The sequence below is a fragment of the Burkholderia cepacia genome (genome assembly GCF_001039005.1).
GTDB classification, from domain to species: domain Bacteria; phylum Pseudomonadota; class Gammaproteobacteria; order Burkholderiales; family Burkholderiaceae; genus Burkholderia; species Burkholderia theae.
Window position 1 is genome coordinate 36667 of record NZ_LDWR01000015.1, and the last position, 16306, is coordinate 52972.

The following is a 16306-nucleotide window of genomic DNA, read 5'->3' on the forward strand; positions in this document are numbered from 1 at the left end:
GCGCGTCACGATGCCGCGAAGCGGCGCATCAGTTTCCCGCCGAACACGTTCACCGCGAGCCCGCCCATCACGAGCGCCGTGCCGATCAACTGCGTGCGCGTCAGATGCTCGTCGAGCAGCAGCGCCGACGACGCGAGCCCGACGATCGGCACCAGCAGCGAGAACTGCGCGACCTGCGCGGCCGGGTAGCGCGACAGCAGGCGGCTCCACAGCCCGTAGCCGAGCAGCGTCGCGACGAACGCGAGATAGACGACCGCGAAAATCGATGCGCCGTTCAGGCCGGCGAGCGCGGTCGCGATCCGCTGCGGTCCTTCGAACCACAGCGACAGCAGGAAGAACGGCACGGGCGGCACGAGGCTCGCCCACACGACGAGCGACACGAGGTTCGCACGGCCGACCTTCTTCGTGACGATGTTGCCGAACGCCCACATCGCGGCCGAGCAGATCGTCAGCAGGAAGCCCGCGAGCGTCATCGCATGGCCGCCCTGCGCCGCGATCACGACGAGGCCGCCCGCGGCAATCGCGAGCCCGATCAGGTTCTGCACGTGCAGCCGCTCGCCGAGGAACAGCATCGCGAACACGAGCGTGAAGAACGCCTGCGACTGCAGCACGAGCGACGCGAGGCCGGCGGGCATGCCGACGTACATGCCGGTGAACAGGAACACGAACTGGCCGAGCTGGATCGTCGCGCCGTACAACACCAGCAGGCGCCACGAAATCTGCGGCCGGCGCACGAAGAACACCGCGGGCACGGCCGCGAGCGTGAAGCGCAGCGCGCCGAGCAGCATCGGCGGCATGCCGTGCAGGCCGACCTTGATCACGACGAAGTTCACGCCCCACGCCAGGATCACGACCAGCGCGAGCAGCAAGTCCTTCGGTGCCATCATCGGCGTCTCCTCGATTGTCGAATCATCGTTATGCAGCCGGTCAGTCTACCGGGTTTCGCCCCCCGGCCCGATACCCGCGCGGCGCGAATGGAATCGCCGGCGGGCGGCTATTACAATGACCGGCATCACCGCCGCCGCCCCCACAGGAACCGCCATGAACGATCCGATCAAAGCCCTGCTGAAGCCGCACGTGCGCGACATCGGCAACCTGCAGGTGCGCCGCACGCTGCCCGCGCTCGCCGCGCGCCTCGTCGGCCCGTTCATCTTCTTCGATCACATGGGGCCCGCCACGCTGCCCGCCGGCACCGGGCTCGACGTGCGCCCGCATCCGCATATCGGGCTCGCCACCGTCACCTACCTGTTCGACGGTGCAATCCTGCACCGCGACAGTCTCGGCTCACGGCAGGAAATCGTGCCGGGCGACGTGAACTGGATGACGGCCGGCCGCGGGATCGTCCACTCCGAGCGCACGCCCGACGCGCAGCGCGCCAGCGGCCACACCGTGCACGGGATCCAGACCTGGGTTGCGCTGCCGCGCGCGCACGAAACCACCGGGCCGTCGTTCGAGCACCATGCGGCCGACACGCTGCCGAAGCGCGACGAAGACGGCGTGGCGCTGACGGTGATCGCCGGCGACGCATTCGGGCTGCGCTCGCCGGTCACGACGTTCTCGCGCACGCTGTATGTCGCGGCCGAATTCGCGGCCGGCGGCCGCATCGAACTCGACGCGTCGCACGAGGAGCGCGCGGTCTACGTGGTCGACGGCGATCTCGCGATCGACGGCACGCCGGTTCCGGCCGAGCAGATGGCCGTGCTGGCGCCGGGCGCGACGGTCACGCTGACGAGCGCCGGCGGCGCGCGCGCGATGCTGCTCGGCGGCGACAGGATCGATGGCGAGCGCTTCATCGAATGGAATTTCGTCGCGAGCAGCCGCGACGCGATCGCGCGCGCGAAGGAAGCGTGGACGCGCCAGGAAATGGGCAAGGTGCCGGGCGAGACCGAGTGGATTCCGCTGCCCGAATCGAAGCCGCGTTGAAAAATCGGCGCGCCGCCCCCATCCTGACGACATTCGAACGAAAGAGAACGACATGGACACCACGCTTGCCACATTCGAGAAAGACGTCATCGAGGCGTCGCTGGACATGCCCGTGCTGGTCGACTTCTGGGCGCCGTGGTGCGGCCCCTGCAAGACGCTCGGCCCGCTGCTGGAAAAGCTCGAAGGCGACTACGAAGGCCGCTGGAAGCTCGTGAAGGTCAACGTCGACGAGAACCAGGAACTCGCCGCGCACTTCCAGACGCGCAGCATCCCGCACGTGATCGCGTTCGCCGACGGGCGCCCGGTCGACCAGTTCGTCGGCGTGCTGCCCGAAGGGCAGTTGCGCGCGTTCCTCGACCGGCTGCTGCCGGCGCCCGAGGAAGCCGAACACCGCGCCGCGCAATACGCGATGGCCGAGGAGCGCTACGACGACGCGCTCACGCACCTCGAAGCGGCGCTCGCGCTGAACCCCGGCTTCGACGACGCGCGTCTCGACCTGATCGAACTGCTGCTCGCGAGCAACCAGGTCGACGCCGCACGCGCCGAGACCGAACGCCTGTCGCCGGAGATCGTGCAGGGTGGCGATCCGCGCTACCAGGCGATCAAGACCCGTTTCGACGCGCTCGAAGCGACGGCCGACCTGCCGCCGACCGACGCGCTCGAGGCACGCATCGCGGCAAACCCGGGCGACCTCGACGCGCGCTTCGACCTCGCGCAGAGCCTGATCGCGCGGCGCGCGTATGAAGGCGCGCTGGAACAGTTGCTGGAAATCGTGACACGCGATCGCGCGTACGGCGACGATCTCGGCCGCCGCACGATGATCTCGGTGTTCGAACTGGCCGGCGATCGCCCCGACCTCGTCGCCGGGTGGCGGCGCAGGCTGAGCATGGCGCTCAACTGACGTTCAACTGACACGCGACCGGCCGGGCCTTACGGTCCGGCCGCATCGCTTGCGGCGCGTTGCCCGCGCCGCACCCTTCTTCGATACCCGCGATTCGCGGATCAGCCGGCGGCCTGCGCCGCGATCGCGCGCAACGCATGCGCAGCGGCCGCGAAGCCGAAGCTCGCGGTCACGCACACGCTCGACCCGAATCCCGCGCAGTTGAGCCCCGCGACGTGCGCGGCCGTGGACGGCTCGGCGCCGTCCTCGATGTCGCATGCGGCCGCTTCCGGATAGATCAGCGGCTCGTCCGAATACACGGCGCTGACCTTGAAACGCGCCTTCGGCCCGCGCGGAAAGCCGTGCTGCTTGCGCAATTGCGCGCGCACCTTCGACAGCAGCGGATCCTGGATCGTCAGCGCGAGATCGTCGATCCGGATGCGCGTCGGGTCGAGTTGCCCGCCCGCGCCGCCGACCGTGACGAGCGGTTGCCGTTTCTCGACGCACCATGCGATCAGCGCGACCTTCGTGCGCACGCTGTCGATCGCGTCGATCACGTAGTCGAAGCCGCCGCCGAGCAGCGCGTCGAAGTTGTCGGGTTCCGCGAAATCCTCGATCCGGTTCACGCGGCACGCGGGATCGATCAGCGCGATCCGCTCGGCCATCGCGTCGACCTTCGGCTTGCCGTAATTGCCGTCGAGCGCGTGGATCTGCCGGTTCGTATTGCTTTCGGCGACGTTGTCGAGATCGATCAGGGTCAGCGTGCCGATCGCACTGCGTGCGAGCGCCTCGGCCACCCACGACCCGACGCCGCCGATCCCGATCACCGCGACATGCGCACGTTCGAAAGCGGCGGCCGCCGGCGCGCCGTACAGCCGCGCGACGCCGCCAAAGCGCCGCGCGCGATCCACGTCAAGCTGGATTGTCGAGGTCGGGGTAACATCAGAAGAACTGGGCGGGGCAGTATCGGCGGCAGACATGGCAGCAAGGAAAACGTAAGTCGTGCAGCCCTCTATTTTGCCTGAACTCCCCGCTCTCACGCGCCACTGTGCACGCACGTTTCTCGCGCGTTCGCTATACTGGCCCCAGATTGAAGCGTTTGCATAACATGACGACTCTCGCCGATCTCCGCATCAACTATTCACGTGCTTCGCTCGACGAAGCCGATGCCGCCCCCGACCCCTTCGCCCAGTTCGACCGCTGGTTCAAGGAGGCGCTCGCCGCCAAACTGCCCGAGCCGAACACGATGACGCTCGCGACCGTCGGCGACGACGGCCGGCCGTCGGCCCGGATCGTGCTCATCAAGGGCGTCGACGAACGCGGGTTCGTCTTTTTCACCAATTACGAAAGCCGCAAGGGGCGCGATCTCGCCGCGCATCCGCAAGCGGCGCTGCTGTTCTACTGGATCGAGCTCGAGCGCCAGGTGCGCATCGAAGGCCGGATCGAGAAAACCAGCGCCGAAGAAAGCGACCGCTATTTCGCGTCGCGCCCGCTCGGCTCGCGCATCGGCGCATGGGCGTCGGAGCAGAGCGCCGTGATCGACAGCCGCGCGACGCTCGAAGCGCGCGAAAGGGCCATCAGCGAACGCTATGGCGACGCCCCGCCGCGCCCGCCCCACTGGGGCGGCTACCGCCTCGTGCCCGACGCGATCGAGTTCTGGCAGGGGCGCCCGTCGCGGCTGCACGACCGTCTGCTCTATACGCGCGACGCCGACACGTCGCCGGGCTGGACGATCTCGCGCCTGTCGCCGTAAGCGCGGCGCCGGCGCACGCCGGTCGTGTCTCGTGTTGCATCCGGGCGCACGCTTCGCAAGCGGCGGGCGCCGGTCAAGATACTTGGCTGTATTCGATTCAACGAACAAACGGAGAATCCAAATGTTCTGGGAAAAGAAGCTGGCACAGTGGGCGGACGAAGTACGGGCGAAAGCGAACATACCGGCGCGCCTGGTGCTGTGGAACGGCGAACAACTCGATTTCGGCACCTTCAGCGCACCGCAGGTCACGCTGAAGGTGAACAGCGCGTCGGCGTTGCCGCTCTTGCTCGAACCGAGCCTCGACAATCTCGGCGAGGCGTACGTGAAGGGCAAGATCGACATCGAGGGCAAGGTGTCGGACATCATCAACATCAGCTACTCGCTCGCGCGCAGCACGGTGACGAGCGCGAGCAAGCTCGCGCGCGTGAAGCGCTACTTCACTCACACGAAAAACACCGACAGGAAGGCGATCCAGTACCACTACGACGTCTCGAACGAGTTCTACCGGCTGTGGCTCGACGAGAACATGGTGTACTCGTGCGCGTACTTCGAAAACGGCGACGAGGATCTCGCGACCGCGCAGGTCAAGAAGATCGATCACATCCTGACGAAGATCCAGCTCGAGCCCGGCCAGCGCCTGCTCGACATCGGCTGCGGCTGGGGTGCGCTCGTGCTGCGCGCCGCGCAGAAATTCGGCGCGACGTGTCTCGGCGTGACGCTGTCGCAGAACCAGTTCGATCTCGCGACCGCGCGCGTGAAGGCCGCGGGGCTGGAGAACCAGATCGAGATCCGCCTGCAGGATTACCGCGAGATAGACGGCCAGTTCGACCGCATCACGAGCGTCGGTATGTTCGAGCACGTCGGCCGCAAGAACCTGCCGCTCTATTTCTCGCGGGTCCATGACCTGCTCGCCGACGACGGCATTGCGATGAACCACGGGATCACGTCGACCGACGCGGAAAGCGGCGAGACGGCGCTCGGCGGCGGCGAGTTCATCGACCGCTACGTGTTCCCGGACGGCGAGCTGCCGCACATCAGCCTCGCGATCGAAGCGGCGCAGCGCGGCGGCCTGGAAGCGGTTGACGTCGAAAGCCTGCGGCGGCACTATGCGCGCACGCTCGAGATCTGGACGGAGAATTTCGAGGCGAAGGCCGAAGAAGCGCGACAACTCGTCGACGACGAAAAATTCCGCATCTGGCGCGTGTATCTCGCCGGCTGCGCGTATGCGTTCGAGCACGACGACGTGTCGATCTTCCAGATCGTGTGCCGCAAGGCCGGACGCAGCGCGAAAACGCTGCCGTGGTCGCGGCGCTATATGTACGAACACGCGCTGCCGCGCTAGGCGGCGCTCCACGCTGGGCATGCATGGGTGACGGCAGGACGCGGCGCAAGGCGCCGCCGGAACGACAGCAACGCGACGACACGGACGGGTCGCACGCCGACGGACAATTCGACCTGTTCGGCGTGCCGCCCGACGCCGCTCGCGCGTCGCCGGCCGCGCACGCCGACCTCCGTGCGGACGCCGATGAACCCATGACGCCGGGCGCACCTGACGATGCGCGGCCGGCGCCACCCGCCCGCGCAGCCTCCCGCTCTGCCGACGAAGCACCGTCCGCATCCTCCGGGCTGCTGTGGGACGAACCGTCCCCACCTGCCGCGCCGCCGAAGAAAGGCAGGCGCCAGCGTGGCGTGCCGCCCGCGCCGATCGCCGCGGACGTCGCCGACGCAGCGGCCGGCCTGCCGCCGAACGTCCGGCTCGGCACGTCGTCGTGGTACTTCCCCGGCTGGAACGGCATCGTCTACGACGGCGATTTCGCGCAGACGAAGCTGTCGCGCGAAGGGCTCGAAGCGTACGGCGCGCATCCGCTGCTGAAAAGCGTGAGCCTCGACCGGTCGTTCTACGGCCCGCTGTCCGTCGCCGACTACCTGCGTTACGCACAGCAGGTGCCCGACGACTTCCGCTTCGTCGTGAAGGCACCAGCCTCGGTGACCGACGCAGTCGTGCGCGGCCGGCGCGGCGAGCCGTCGGGGCCGAACCCGACCTTCCTCGACGCGCAACTCGCCACCCGCGAATTCGTCCAGCCATGCATCGAAGGGCTCGGCCGGAAAGCCGGCGTGCTCGTGTTCCAGTTTTCGCCGCTGCCCGAACCACTGCTCGCCGAACCGGCCGCGCTGATCGACCGGCTGGCCGCGTTCTTCGCGGCGCTGCCGCCGCTGCCGCCGGAAGCCGACGGCCCGCGCTACGCGATCGAGATCCGCGATGCGAGCCTGCTCACACCGCGTTTCATCCGTGCGCTCGCGTCACTCGGCGTGCGCTACTGCGTCGGCCTGCACGCGCGGATGCCCGACCCGCTGCGCCAGGCCGCCGCGCTCGCGCTGCTCGACGGCGATGCACCGGGTCCGCTGATCGTGCGCTGGAGCCTGCACGGCGGCTTCAAGTACGAACAGGCGAAAGCGAAGTACGAACCGTTCGACAAGCTCGTCGACGAGGATCCGGCCACGCGCTCGGCGCTCGCCGAACTGGCCGCGCGTTATGCGCTGGCCGGGCAGCCGGTGATCATCACGATCAACAACAAGGCGGAAGGCTCCGCGCCGCTGTCGTGCATCGCGCTCGCGCGCGAGATCGCCGCCGCGTGCGCGCAGTGGCGCAACGAGGCGGCGTAACGCCGGTTCCTGCCGTTCAAATACTCACGCGCCGCGCAGCGACTTCAGCCGGTGCGAGAACTTCTGCCGGAATTTCGCGAGCTTCGGCCCGATCACGACCGAGCAGTAGCCCTGCCCCGGATTGCGCGCGTAATAGTTCTGGTGATAGTCCTCGGCCGGCCAGTAGTTGCCGTCGAGCGGCACGACCTGCGTGACGATCGGCTGCCCGAACACCTGCTCGCGTTCCAGCTCGCGGATCACGTCGAGCGCGGTGTCGCGCTGCGCGTCCGAATGCGTGAACACGACCGACCGGTATTGCGTGCCGACGTCGTTGCCCTGCCGGTTCAGCTGGGTCGGATCGTGCGTCGCGAAGAAGATCTCGAGGATCTCGCGATAACCGATGCGCGCCGGATCGAACGTCACGTTGACGACTTCCGCGTGACCCGTGTCGCCTTCGCAAATGTCGCGGTAGCCGGGATTGCGCGTATGGCCGCCCGCGTAGCCCGACTGGACGGCCGTCACGCCGTCGACGTCGAGAAACACGGCCTCCGTGCACCAGAAACACCCGCCTCCCAACGTCGCGGTTTCAAGCATCTCGTTCACCATGAAATCAAACCCTCGTTGATGACGGCGGCCGGCCTGCATGCGCCGGCGCCACCGGTCCGTCTCGCCGCTGCCCGTCCGTGAGGCGGGACGATGCGGCACCTCGGCAAGTATCTCACTCGCACGCGAACCTGGCAGATTGCCCAGGTGCCGCGCGCGACCCGTCGCCCGCTTTCTCGTCTACACTTAGCCACGCGAGCGCAGCGGCAAACCCGCTGCCTCGCGCAAAGCGCCCGATGCGTGCCCGACCCTGATGCAAACATCATCTGCCGGAACATCGATATGCATGTGTTAACAGACACCGCCCGCGTCACTCGCCCGGCCGTCGCCGCGTCGCGGGCCACCGCTTCGACGGTGCCGCCCCCTTGCCGTGCATCCGTCCCGCCCCGCGCGCGGCGATCCGGCACACCGCCTTTATCCGCTTTCACGATCTGATGCACGGCGCCGCGCGTGTCATCGACGCGTGCATGCGCCTGCCGATCGCTCCCGCCGGCGTGATTCGCGCCGCGCGGCAACCCCGACCCGCACGCCCGCATCGTACGGCCGTGCGTTCATGATCCGATACCACTGAGAGGGCATTACCATGAGCATGCGGCCTGACCCGACGTTTCACGCTTCGCCGGAGCTTGCGATGCAGGCGCCGGCGGAAGAATTTGCCTATACGTTGTTGCTGAGCCCCGATTTTTCCAGACCCGACGCGCTCGCCGTGATCGACGTGAAGCCCGGCTCGTCGACCTACGGAAAGATCGTGCATACGGTGACGATGCCGAACACCGGCGACGAGTTTCATCACTTCGGCTGGAATGCGTGTTCGTCTTCGCTGTCGCCGCTGACCGGCCATGCGTTCCTCGAACGCCGCTTCCTGATCATCCCCGGCCTGCGCTCGTCGCGCATCTACGTGATCGACACGAAGCCGCACCCGACGCAAGCGCGTATCCACAAGATCATCGAGCCCGGCGAGATCTTCGCGAAGACCGGTTATTCGCGGCCGCACACCGTTCACTGCGGCCCCGAGGGCATCTACGTGAGTACGCTCGGCGGCGCGGGCGAGGACGGCACCGACGGCGCGCCCGGCATCTTCATCATGGATTGCGAAACCTTCGACGTGCTCGGCCGCTGGGAAATCGACCGCGGCCCGCAGGACAAGCATTACGACTTCTGGTGGAACCTGCCGCGCGACTACATGGTGTCGAGCGAATGGGCGCTGCCGCCGCAATTCGAGAACGGCATCGTGCCCGAGGACCTGCTCGCGAACAAATACGGGCACCGGCTGCATTTCTGGGACCTGCGCGCGCGGCGCAACGTGCAGACGATCGATCTCGGCGCGCAGCACCAGATGGCGCTCGAGGTGCGGCCCGCGCACGACCCGGCGCGCGAATACGGGTTTGTCGGCGTCGTGGTCGACACGACGAATCTCGAAGGCTCGATCTGGACCTGGTGGCGCGAAGACGGCAAATTCCACGTGAAGAAGACGGCGACGATCCCGCCCGAGCCGGCCGCGGCCGACGAACTGCCGCCGCTCCTGAAAGCGTTCGGCGCGGTGCCGCCGCTCGTGACCGACATCGACCTGTCGCTCGACGACCGCTTCCTCTACGTATCGTGCTGGGGCACCGGCGAGATGCGCCAGTACGACGTGTCGGACCCGCACAACCCGGTGCTCGTGGGGTCGGTGCGGATCGGCGGGATCGTGCGCCGCGCGCCGCACACGAACGGCCGCACGTTCGCGGGCGGCCCGCAGATGGTCGAGATCAGCCGCGACGGACGGCGCGTGTACTGGACCAACTCGCTCTATTCGACGTGGGACGACCAGTTCTATCCGGACGGTGTGCCGGGCGCGCAAGTGCTCGCTCACGCGGGGCCGGACGGCGGGCTGACGCTTGCGGACGACTACTGGGTCGAGTTCCCCGACGGCTATCGCGCGCACCAGATCCGGCTCGAAGGCGGCGACTGCTCGACCGACTCGTTCTGCTATCCGTCGGTCAAGCGTTGAACACCGGTCTTCACGCCCAGTTCGCGCTATGGGCGGCCGTGCTCGCGAGCGGCATCTATCACGGGCTCAACCCCGCAATGGGCTGGCCGCTCGCGGTGTCGAACGCGCTGATGACGCGCCGCGGCGGCGCGCTCGTCGCGGCGCTCGGCTATCTCGCGCTCGGCCATACGCTCGCGGTATTCGCGGTGATGCTGCCGTTCGGGCTGCTCGCCGCGCTGCTCGCGTGGCAGTCGGCGATCCGGATCGGCGCGAGCGCGCTCGTGATCGGCTTCGGCGCCGTGCTGCTGATCCGGCGCCGGCATCCGCGCGCGCTTGCGCGGATCCCGCCCGCGCGGCTCGGCCTGTGGTCGTTCGCGGTCGCGCTCGCGCACGGGGCAGGGCTGATGCTGGTGCCGATCTACCTCGGGCTCTGCGGGCTCGACAGGGACGCCGGCCACCGGGCGGCGGCCACGCTCGTCGATGCGCATCTCGGGATGGCGCTCGTCGTCGCGGCCGTGCATGCGGCCGCGATGATCGCCGCCGGCGGCGGGCTCGCGTGGCTCGTGTACCGCTATCTCGGGCTGAAGTTCGTGTCGCGGAGCTGGTTCAATCTCGATGCGGTCTGGGCGTCGAGCCTGATCGTGACGGGCGCGCTGTCGCTCGGGTTCGCGGCGGCGCGATAGCGCGGGCGGGCTCGATGGCTGGCATGGCGAATCGGTGGATGAGCGGACAGGCAGATGGACGGGCCGACGGCACGGCACGAAAACGCGACAGGACGGCCGTGCCGATCCGCCCGCCGTCGCGAACCCGGCATCGCGCCGCAGTGTTCGCTACGCCACCCTGGCCGTCCGGCCGGGCCCGGCGGCCCCGATTCCGCTAAAATCGGGCCATGCGCACCACTTCCCAATCGACCGCCTTGTCGCCTTCCGTCCGCCGCGCCTGCCGCACCCGCGTCGCGCCGCGCCCGCCCGTTTCGTTCCGGATGGCCGCCCGATGACCCGCGCCAACCCGCCGGATTTCGACACGGCCGCCTTCCGCCAGGCGCTCGGCCAGTTCGCGACGGGCGTCACGGTGATCACGACGCGCGCGCCGTCCGGGCAGCTGATCGGCATCACCGCCAGCTCGTTCAACTCGGTATCGCTCGATCCGCCGCTGGTGCTGTGGAGCCTCGCGCACAAATCGGCATCGACACCCGTCTTCCGCGGCAACAGCCATTACGTGGTGAACGTGCTCGCGGCGTCGCAGCTCGACCTGTGCAAGCGCTTCTCGACCTACAAGGGCGATCGCTTCGAAGGGATCGCGCATGCGGCCGGCAACTCGGGGATGCCCGTGCTCGACGGCGCGCTCGCGTGGTTCGAGTGCCACAACCGCAGCCGCTATGACGAAGGCGACCACGTGATCTTCGTCGGCGAAGTGGAACGCTGCGGCGTGCGGGCCGCATCGGATACGACACCGCCGCTCGTGTTCCACGGCGGCGGCTTCCACGGCCTTACACAGCTTTGATCGCGCCCGTGCGCGCCAGCCCAACCGGCGCGCCGGCTTCGTCCTTCAGCGTCTGCAGCACGATGTTCGAGCGTATGTCCATCACGCCCGGCGCCTTGTAGAGCCGGTTCAGCACGAAATCCGAATAGTGCTTGAGGTTGTGCGCGAGCACGCGCAGCAGATAGTGGCTCTCGCCCGTGACGACGAACGCGCCGACCACCTCCGGCCATTCGCGCAGCGCTTCCGCGAAGCGCTCGTGCCACTGGTTTTCCTCGTTGCGCATCGATACCTGCACGAACGCCTCGAGCTCGAAGCCGAGCTTCTCGCGGCTCAGGCACGCGCGATAGTGCTCGATCACGCCCTGCTCCTCGAGCAGGCGCATGCGGCGCAGGCAGGCGGATGGCGAAAGCGAAATACGTTCCGCCAGGTCGAGATTGCTGATTCTGCCCTCCTCCTGCAGTACCGCCAGAATCCGGCAGTCGGTGGCATCGAGCGTGATCGCATGCATTTTTGGTCCCCGTTTTCCCTCTGAGTCGAATTATCTGCCAATCCGGCGGATTGTCCATGTTTATTTCGCAAGCACTTTCTGCGAGCGTCCACCTATCATTCGAAGCATCGACTTACCGCTTCGTCATGCCATGGACACACTCTGGGACATCTCGCCGCCTGTCAGCCCCGCCACTCCCGTGTGGCCGGGCGATACGCCGGTTTCCGTCGAACGCGTGTGGCGGATGGAGGCCGGCTCGCCGGTCAACGTCGCACGCCTGACGCTATCGCCCCACACCGGCGCGCACTGCGACGCGCCGCTGCACTACGACGCCGACGGCGCGCCGATCGGCGCCGTGCCGCTCGACACCTACCTCGGCCCGTGCCGCGTGATCCATTGCATCGGCGCGTCGCCCGTCGTGCAGCCGGCCGACATCGCGGCCGCGCTCGACGGCGTGCCGCCGCGCGTGCTGCTGCGCACCTGTGCGCAAGCGCCGGTCGCGCAGTGGGACCCCGGCTTCTGCGCCGTCGCGCCCGACACGATCGACCTGCTCGCCGCGCGCGGCGTGAAGCTGATCGGCATCGATACGCCGTCGCTCGACCCGCAGGAATCGAAGACGATGGACGCGCATCATCGCGTGCGTGCGCACCGGATGGCGATCCTCGAAGGCATCGTGCTCGACGACGTGCCGCCCGGCGACTACGAACTGATCGCGCTGCCGCTGAAGTTCGCGACGCTCGACGCGAGCCCGGTGCGCGCGGTGCTGCGCGCGCTGCCCGTGCGTTCCTCCTGATTACCCCGACCTACGACCCGACATCATGATCAAGACCCGTGAAGACGCGCTCGCGCTCGACCGCGACGACCCGCTCGCCCCGCTGCGCGACCAGTTCGCCCTGCCCGACGGCGTGATTTACCTCGACGGCAATTCGCTCGGCGCGCAGCCGCGTGAATCGGCCGCCCGCGCGCAACAGGTGATCAGCGCCGAATGGGGCGAAGGCCTGATCCGCAGCTGGAACACGGCCGGCTGGTTCGCGCTGCCGCGCCGGCTCGGCGACAAGCTCGCGACGCTGATCGGCGGCGCGCCCGGCGAAACGGTCGTGACCGACACCATCTCGATCAACCTGTTCAAGCTGCTGTCGGCCATGGTGCGCCACCAGGCCGAGCGCGCGCCCGAGCGCCGCGTGATCGTGTCGGAACGCTCGAACTTCCCGACCGACCTGTATATCGCGCAGGGGCTGATCGAACAGCTCGGCGGCGACTACGAGCTGCGCCTGATCGACGATCCGGCCGACCTGCCCGATGCGCTCGGCGCGGACACGGCCGTCGCGATGATCACGCACGTGAACTACCGCACCGGCTACATGCACGACATGCCGGCCGTCACGCAGCTCGTGCACGACGCGGGCGCGCTGATGCTGTGGGATCTCGCGCACTCGGCCGGCGCGGTGCCGGTCGACCTGAATGGCGCGCGCGCCGACGGCGCGGTCGGCTGCACGTACAAGTACCTGAACGGCGGCCCCGGTTCGCCCGCATTCGTGTGGGTGGCGCAGCGCCATCACGCGCATTTCTCGCAGCCGCTGTCCGGCTGGTGGGGCCACCGCGCACCGTTCGCGATGCAGCCGGGCTTCGCGCCCGATCCGGGCATCGCGCGCTTCCTGTGCGGCACGCAGCCGATCGTGTCGATGTCGATGGTCGAATGCGGGCTCGACGTGTTCCTGCAGACCGACATGCACGCGATCCGCCGCAAGTCGCTCGCGCTGACCGATGCGTTCATCGCGCTCGTCGAGTCGCGCTGTGCAGGCCTGTCGCTGAAGCTCGTCACGCCGCGCGCGCATCACCAGCGCGGCTCGCAGGCGAGCTTCGAGCATCCGCACGGCTACGAGGTGATGCAGGCGCTGATCGCACGCGGCGTGATCGGCGACTACCGCGAGCCGTACGTGCTGCGCTTCGGCTTCACGCCGCTCTATACGCGCTTCGCCGACGTGTGGGATGCCGTCGAGACGCTGCGCGACATCCTGGCCACCGAAGCGTGGAAGGCGCCCGAATTCGCCGAGCGCGGCGCGGTGACCTGACCGGTTCTGCCCGGCGCGCAGCGCAGTGACATGCGGATAACGCGCCGCGCCCCCGTCATTCAATCCTGGAGAAAGTCGTGAATTCTGGTCATATGCAGCCACCCGGCGACGACACGCCGGCGGGCTGCCCGTTCTCGGGCGCACGCCCCGCGCAAGCGGCACACGAAGCGCCGCACGTGCCGGGCGAAACCTCGGGCCAAGCCGGCTGGCACAACGCGCAGCTCGATTTCTCGAAGTCGATGAGCTACGGCGACTACCTGTCGCTGAATGCGATCCTCGACGCGCAGCATCCGCTGTCGCCCGATCACAACGAGATGCTGTTCATCATCCAGCATCAGACGAGCGAGCTGTGGATGAAGCTCGCGCTGTTCGAGCTGCGCGGCGCGCTCGATGCGGTGCGCACCGACGCGTTGCCGCCCGCATTCAAGATGCTCGCGCGCGTGTCGCGCATCCTCGAGCAGCTCGTGCAGGCGTGGAGCGTGCTGTCGACGATGACGCCGTCCGAGTATTCGGCGATGCGGCCGTATCTCGGGCAGTCGTCGGGATTCCAGTCGTACCAGTATCGCCAGCTCGAATTCCTGCTCGGCAACAAGAACGAGCAGATGCTGCAGCCGCATGCGCACCGGCCCGATATCCTCGAACAGGTGCGCGCGACGCTCGAGGCGCCGTCGTTCTACGACGAGGTCGTGCACCTGCTCGCGCGGCGCGGTTTCCCGATCGCGGCGGAGCGGCTCGAGCGTGACTGGACGCAGCCGACGCGGCACGACGAAACGGTCGAGGCCGCGTGGCTCGAGGTGTACCGTCACCCGCAGCAGCACTGGGAGCTGTACGAGATGGCCGAGGAGCTGGTCGATCTCGAGGACGCGTTCCGTCAGTGGCGCTTCCGTCACGTGACGACCGTCGAGCGCATCATCGGCTTCAAGCAGGGCACGGGCGGCACCAGCGGCGCGCCGTATCTGCGCAAGATGCTCGACGTCGTGCTGTTCCCCGAGCTCTGGCACGTGCGCACCACGCTGTAACGCACGTGATGCGCCCGCACGTCACGACGATGTGCGGGCCAGCTCCTCTCCTTCGCGCGGCACCGACTGCGCGCGCGACAGCCGCGGAATATGCCGCCGCACCGCGAGCAGCGCGACGCACACCACGCCCATCGCAGCGGCGAGCATCGTCAGGTACGCGCTCGCCCCGCCCGTCGTGATCACGATCGCGCCCGCGAACGCGCTGAGGATCGCGCCGAGCCGGCCGAACGCGAGCGCGCTCGCAGTGCCCGTCGCGCGCACCGCCGTCGGGTAGATGTACGCGCAGAGCGCATACATCGTCGACTGCACCGCGTTGACGAACAGCCCGTGCAGGCCGAGCCCGACGATCAGCCAGCCCGTGTGACGGCTCGCATCGACGCCCATCAGCCACACCGCGCTCGCCGCGCCGCCGATGCTGCACAGCGCGAGCGGCCAGCGCGACCCGGCATGCGCGATCGCCCACGCGCACAGCAGCGCGCCGATCACGCCGCCGAGGTTGTACGCGGTGAGCCCCGCGCCCGCGACCGACACGCTCAGCCCGCTCGCCGCGAGCATCGTCGGCAGCCAGCTGAACGCCGCATACACGGCGAGCAGACACATGAAGAACGCGCACCACAGCGCGATCGTGTCGCGCGCCTGGCCGCTCGCGAACAGCGCGCCGAAGCCGCTGCGTCCACCGGGCACGCGTGCGTCCTTCATATCGGAAAACACGGTGCCCGGCGCGACCGGCCGCTGCATCCGCGCGAGCAGCGCGCCGAGTTCCGGCCAGCGCGCGGGGCGCCGTGCGAGATAACGCGGCGATTCGGGCAGTGCACGCACGAGCACGAAACCGAGCACGAGCGGCAGTGTGCCGCCCGCGAAGAACAGCCCGCGCCAGCCGTAGCGCGGCAATACCTCGTGCGCGAACAGGCCGGCCAGCATTCCGCCGAGCGGCACGCAGACGATCGTCGCCGTCACCATCATCGTGCGGCGCCGCGCAGGCGTGTATTCGGCCGTCATCGTCGTGGCCGTCGGCAGCGCACCGCCGATACCGAGCCCTGCGAAGAAACGCAGTATCGCGATCGCGGTGACATCGGGCGCGAAGCCGATCGCGCAGGTCGCGATGCCGAACAGGAACACGCTGCCGATCACGGCCTGGCGGCGGCCGAAGCGATCCGCGACGATGCCCGCGCACGCGCTGCCGATGCCCATCCCGATCAGCCCGGCCGCGACCGCCGGTGCGAACGCGCCGCGCGTGATGCCCCATTCGCGGATCAGCACCGGAATCGCAAAGCCGATCAACTGGCCGTCGAAACCGTCGAGCACGATCGCGAGCGCGGCGAGCAGCACCACGCAGCGCTGCATCGTCGTGAACGGCCCGTCGTCGAGCGTCGTGCCGATGTCGACCGACGGCGGCGGCACTCCGTCGCACGTGCTCATGCGACCTCCCGTGCGCCGCGCATGCGCGGCAACGTGCGCGAGCGGCGCGCGGCAAG

The 16306-nt window shown here is 68.5% G+C and carries 16 protein-coding genes; 11 read left to right on the top strand and 5 right to left on the bottom strand.

What is annotated here, in order from left to right:
* Positions 1-5: 5 nt before the first annotated feature.
* The gene (locus tag VL15_RS09375; protein ID WP_193099496.1) at positions 6-884 is read right to left on the bottom strand and encodes an EamA family transporter; all 879 of its coding nucleotides are present in this window, start codon (positions 882-884) and stop codon (positions 6-8) included.
* 157 nt (positions 885-1041) lie between these two features.
* Here VL15_RS09375 and VL15_RS09380 point away from each other — a divergent pair, with 157 nt between their 5' ends.
* Both VL15_RS09380 and trxA read left to right on the top strand, forming a co-directional pair.
* Positions 1042-1923, top strand: coding sequence for a pirin family protein (locus tag VL15_RS09380; protein ID WP_048245178.1), 882 nt, complete (start codon positions 1042-1044; stop codon positions 1921-1923).
* A 52-nt stretch (positions 1924-1975) separates the two neighbouring features.
* Positions 1976-2824, top strand: a complete 849-nt coding sequence (trxA, locus tag VL15_RS09385) for a thioredoxin (protein ID WP_048245181.1) — start codon at positions 1976-1978, stop codon at positions 2822-2824.
* 101 nt (positions 2825-2925) lie between these two features.
* Here trxA and tcdA read toward each other — a convergent pair whose 3' ends face one another.
* Entirely contained in the window at positions 2926-3783 is an 858-nt protein-coding gene (gene tcdA / locus VL15_RS09390; protein WP_048245183.1) for a tRNA cyclic N6-threonylcarbamoyladenosine(37) synthase TcdA, read from the bottom strand.
* 128 nt (positions 3784-3911) lie between these two features.
* Between tcdA and pdxH the strand changes: the two genes are divergently transcribed.
* The 3 genes from pdxH (at position 3912) to VL15_RS09405 (ending at position 7220) form a co-directional block, all read left to right on the top strand.
* Positions 3912-4556: a pyridoxamine 5'-phosphate oxidase gene (gene pdxH / locus VL15_RS09395; RefSeq protein WP_048245185.1), complete on the top strand. Its 645-nt coding sequence runs from the start codon at positions 3912-3914 to the stop codon at positions 4554-4556.
* Between the two features lie 121 nt (positions 4557-4677).
* Entirely contained in the window at positions 4678-5898 is a 1221-nt protein-coding gene (locus VL15_RS09400) for an SAM-dependent methyltransferase (RefSeq protein ID WP_048245187.1), read from the top strand.
* A 23-nt stretch (positions 5899-5921) separates the two neighbouring features.
* Complete coding sequence (locus VL15_RS09405; protein ID WP_048245190.1) at positions 5922-7220, top strand: DUF72 domain-containing protein; 1299 nt, start codon at positions 5922-5924, stop codon at positions 7218-7220.
* Between the two features lie 24 nt (positions 7221-7244).
* On the opposite strand, the gene msrA is transcribed toward VL15_RS09405, so the two are convergent.
* Positions 7245-7805: a peptide-methionine (S)-S-oxide reductase MsrA gene (gene msrA / locus VL15_RS09410; protein WP_041492935.1), complete on the bottom strand. Its 561-nt coding sequence runs from the start codon at positions 7803-7805 to the stop codon at positions 7245-7247.
* Positions 7806-8385: 580 nt separating this feature from the next.
* Here msrA and VL15_RS09415 point away from each other — a divergent pair.
* The 3 genes from VL15_RS09415 (at position 8386) to VL15_RS09425 (ending at position 11274) form a co-directional block, all read left to right on the top strand.
* Positions 8386-9792 (top strand): selenium-binding protein SBP56-related protein, encoded by a 1407-nt coding sequence (locus tag VL15_RS09415; RefSeq protein WP_048245192.1) that lies wholly within the window; start codon positions 8386-8388, stop codon positions 9790-9792.
* Complete coding sequence (locus VL15_RS09420; RefSeq protein WP_048245194.1) at positions 9789-10454, top strand: hypothetical protein; 666 nt, start codon at positions 9789-9791, stop codon at positions 10452-10454. Before VL15_RS09415 ends, VL15_RS09420 begins: the two co-directional genes overlap by 4 nt.
* A gap of 310 nt (positions 10455-10764) precedes the next feature.
* Positions 10765-11274 (top strand): flavin reductase family protein, encoded by a 510-nt coding sequence (locus VL15_RS09425; RefSeq protein ID WP_048245196.1) that lies wholly within the window; start codon positions 10765-10767, stop codon positions 11272-11274.
* Here VL15_RS09425 and VL15_RS09430 read toward each other — a convergent pair.
* Positions 11261-11761, bottom strand: coding sequence for an Lrp/AsnC family transcriptional regulator (locus tag VL15_RS09430; RefSeq protein ID WP_006477992.1), 501 nt, complete (start codon positions 11759-11761; stop codon positions 11261-11263). The two genes, VL15_RS09425 and VL15_RS09430, sit on opposite strands and share 14 nt — an antisense overlap.
* 130 nt (positions 11762-11891) lie before the next feature.
* Here VL15_RS09430 and kynB point away from each other — a divergent pair, with 130 nt between their 5' ends.
* The 3 genes from kynB (at position 11892) to kynA (ending at position 14831) form a co-directional block, all read left to right on the top strand.
* The gene (kynB, locus tag VL15_RS09435) at positions 11892-12533 is read left to right on the top strand and encodes an arylformamidase (RefSeq protein WP_048245198.1); all 642 of its coding nucleotides are present in this window, start codon (positions 11892-11894) and stop codon (positions 12531-12533) included.
* A gap of 25 nt (positions 12534-12558) precedes the next feature.
* On the top strand, positions 12559-13812 hold the full coding sequence (gene kynU, locus VL15_RS09440; protein WP_048245200.1) for a kynureninase: 1254 nt from the start codon (positions 12559-12561) through the stop codon (positions 13810-13812).
* 92 nt (positions 13813-13904) lie between these two features.
* Positions 13905-14831, top strand: coding sequence for a tryptophan 2,3-dioxygenase (kynA, locus tag VL15_RS09445; RefSeq protein WP_048245203.1), 927 nt, complete (start codon positions 13905-13907; stop codon positions 14829-14831).
* A gap of 21 nt (positions 14832-14852) precedes the next feature.
* Here the strand turns inward: kynA and VL15_RS09450 are convergent, their stop codons facing one another.
* Positions 14853-16250: an MFS transporter gene (locus VL15_RS09450; RefSeq protein WP_048245239.1), complete on the bottom strand. Its 1398-nt coding sequence runs from the start codon at positions 16248-16250 to the stop codon at positions 14853-14855.
* Between the last annotated feature and the right edge of the window lie 56 nt (positions 16251-16306).